Genomic DNA, 2,492 nt, shown 5'->3' on the forward strand with positions numbered 1-2,492 from the left:
CCGCCGTCCGGCGGCTGCACGACGCGCCGTTGCCGCCCTGGCCGGGCCGGCGCCGCCGGGACCCCGACGAGTTGGCGGCGGAACTCGACGCCGAGTGCGAGGCGCTCGTGACGAGCGGCGTCCTGCCCGCCGACCTGGTCACCCGCAACCGCCGGGTCGCCGAGGCCGCGCTCCGGGCGTGGACCCCGGTGTTCGCGCACGGCGACCTCCAGATCGATCACGTCTTCGTCGTCGGCGCCGAGGTCACCGGCGTCATCGACTGGTCCGAGGCGGGCCGGGGCGACGCCCTCTTCGACCTCGCCACCTTGACGCTCGGACACGAGGCGCGCCTCGGCGACCTCCTCGTCGGCTACGGCGCCGACGTCGATCTCGACGTGCTGCGCGCGTGGTGGTCCGTGCGCGGCCTGCTGGGGGTCCGCTGGCTGGTCGAGCACGGCTTCGACCCGTTCGCGCCCGGCTGCGAGGTCGACGTGCTGAAATCCCGCGTGTGAGGCCGCGGGCCCGACCCTGAAGCAGGGCCCGCGCCGGGGTGGCGCACCGGCTATTCGGCGGCCCGCAGGGCGTACACCAGGGGGCGGAGTCTGGTGGACCGCAGGCGGTCGACGGCGGGGGCGGCGCGGGGGGCCAGGAGGGAGACGGGCCAGGCGACGAGGGCGCCGACGAGGAGGCCGACGACGACGTCGTGCGGGTAGTGGACGCCGATCCAGACGCGCGAGGCGGCCATGAGGAGGGCGAGGGGGACGGCGTAGCGCAGTCCCAGGCGCCGGTCGGCGAGGAGCAGGGCGACGGCGGCGGCCGCGGCGATGGCGGAGTGGTTGCTGGGGAAGGACCAGTCGCCGAGCGCCGGACACGTCTCGACCGTGACGGTGTGCAGCGTCTGACAGGGCCGCTGCTCGTCGAAGACCGCCTTGACCCCGTCGTTGACGAGGAAGGCGACCACGACGGTGAGCGGCACGGACAGCGCCGCCGCCATGGCGGCGGACCCGGCGGGGCGGGCCCGCCACCAGACGATCAGCATCAGGACGGCGAAGAGGCCGATCCCGTAGTCGCTGAAGAAGCGGACGGTGTCGTCCAGGGGCTGCGGGGTGCGCCCCGCGAGGTCGGTGATCCAGCGGTACAGGCCCGCGTCGAATTGCGAGGTCACGGGCGCTCCGGGTCGGAGGAGGAGACGGCGGCGGGGGTGCTCACCGCGGGGTTCGTCACGGCGGGGTTCGTCACGCCGGGTGCGGATACGTCGGAGGCGGCGCCGGCGGCCTTCGCGCCGTTGCGGCGGCTGCGCCGTACCTCCAGGACCAGCGGCGCCAGCGAGACGACCACGATCACCGCGACGATCGGCAGCAGATACGTGTCCACGTGCGGGATCGACGAGCCGAGTCCGTAGCCGCCGAGCACCAGCCCGACGGTCCAGACGGCGCCGCCCGCGATCTGCCAGACGGTGAAGGTGCGGGCCGGCACGTTCAGCGTCCCGGCGAGCGGGTTGAGCACCGTGCGCACGATGGGGATGAAGCGGGCCAGGACGACGGCCTTGGCGTGCCCGTACCGTTCGAGGAGTTCCGCGGCTCTGGCCGCGCCCTCGTGCAGCTTGGCGTTCTTCGTACGGTTCAGCAGCGCGGGGCCGCCGCGCCGTCCGATCACGTAACCGGTCTGCGCCCCCAGCAGCGCCCCGGCCAGGGCGGCGAGCAGCACCTGCCACAGCGAGAGATGCACCACATCGGAGGCGCCGGGCACGCACAGCAGCCCGGCGGTGAAGAGCAGCGAGTCGCCGGGCAGGAAGAAGCCGATGAGCAGGCCGGTTTCGGCGAACATGATGACCGCGATGCCGACGGCCCCGAAGGACGACAGCAGGGAGGTCGCGTCCAGGACGTTCACGGCCTGATCGAGCGCGGGCAGGGGCATGACGGTGGGGCCCTCCCATAATGGGTCCTGGGGTGCCGCGCGGCACCCTCCCCGACTACAGTCGTGTAGTCGGTCTACAGAACTGTAGACGAACGAGCCGGAAGGGGCGATCCATGACGGAGGCCAACGCGTCGGCCCGGCGGCCTTCGGGTGAACTCGAGGCGAGCGTGCTGGCCGCGCTGTGGGCGGCCGACGGCCGCGCCCTGACCCCCGCCGACGTCCAGCGCGATCTGGGCACCGCCCTCGCGCGCACCACCGTCACCACGATCCTCGCGCGCCTCTACGAGAAGGGGTCCGTCAGCCGCACCCGTTGGGGGCGCGGCTACGCGTACCTGCCGGTCCAGGACTCGCCGGGCCTGGCCGCCCGCCGCATGCGCACCGAGCTGGACAAGTCCGGTGAGGACGACCGCGGTACGGTCCTGGCCCGCTTCGTCTCCCAGCTCGACCCGGACGACGAACGGCTGCTGCGCGAGCTGCTGGTCCAGGCGGAGGAGGACGACTCCCCCGAGGCGGAGGGCCCGTGAACCTCGCCGTCTGGGCGCCGCTGCTGCTCCCGCTGCTCGCCGTGCCCGCCGCAGGCGGCGGCTGGCCGACGC

General features: G+C 73.9%; 4 protein-coding genes. 2 read left to right on the plus strand and 2 right to left on the minus strand.

Features of this window, described 5'->3' with window-relative positions; all coding sequences use genetic code 11:
* Positions 1–491 (plus strand): phosphotransferase (locus tag BGM09_RS22665; protein ID WP_188283512.1); only part of this gene is annotated, 491 nt, incomplete at its 5' end.
* A gap of 50 nt (positions 492–541) precedes the next feature.
* Here the strand turns inward: BGM09_RS22665 and BGM09_RS22670 are convergent.
* Positions 542–1,144 (minus strand): phosphatase PAP2 family protein, encoded by a 603-nt coding sequence (locus tag BGM09_RS22670; protein ID WP_188283513.1) that lies wholly within the window; start codon positions 1,142–1,144, stop codon positions 542–544.
* Positions 1,141–1,896 (minus strand): DedA family protein, encoded by a 756-nt coding sequence (locus tag BGM09_RS22675; RefSeq protein ID WP_188283514.1) that lies wholly within the window; start codon positions 1,894–1,896, stop codon positions 1,141–1,143. Before BGM09_RS22675 ends, BGM09_RS22670 begins: the two co-directional genes overlap by 4 nt.
* Before the next feature lie 113 nt (positions 1,897–2,009).
* Here BGM09_RS22675 and BGM09_RS22680 point away from each other — a divergent pair, with 113 nt between their 5' ends.
* Positions 2,010–2,420, plus strand: coding sequence for a BlaI/MecI/CopY family transcriptional regulator (locus tag BGM09_RS22680; RefSeq protein WP_188283515.1), 411 nt, complete (start codon positions 2,010–2,012; stop codon positions 2,418–2,420).
* The last annotated feature ends 72 nt before the right edge of the window (positions 2,421–2,492 follow it).

Source organism: Streptomyces sp. CBMA29 (assembly GCF_014596445.1).
Lineage (GTDB): Bacteria > Actinomycetota > Actinomycetes > Streptomycetales > Streptomycetaceae > Actinacidiphila.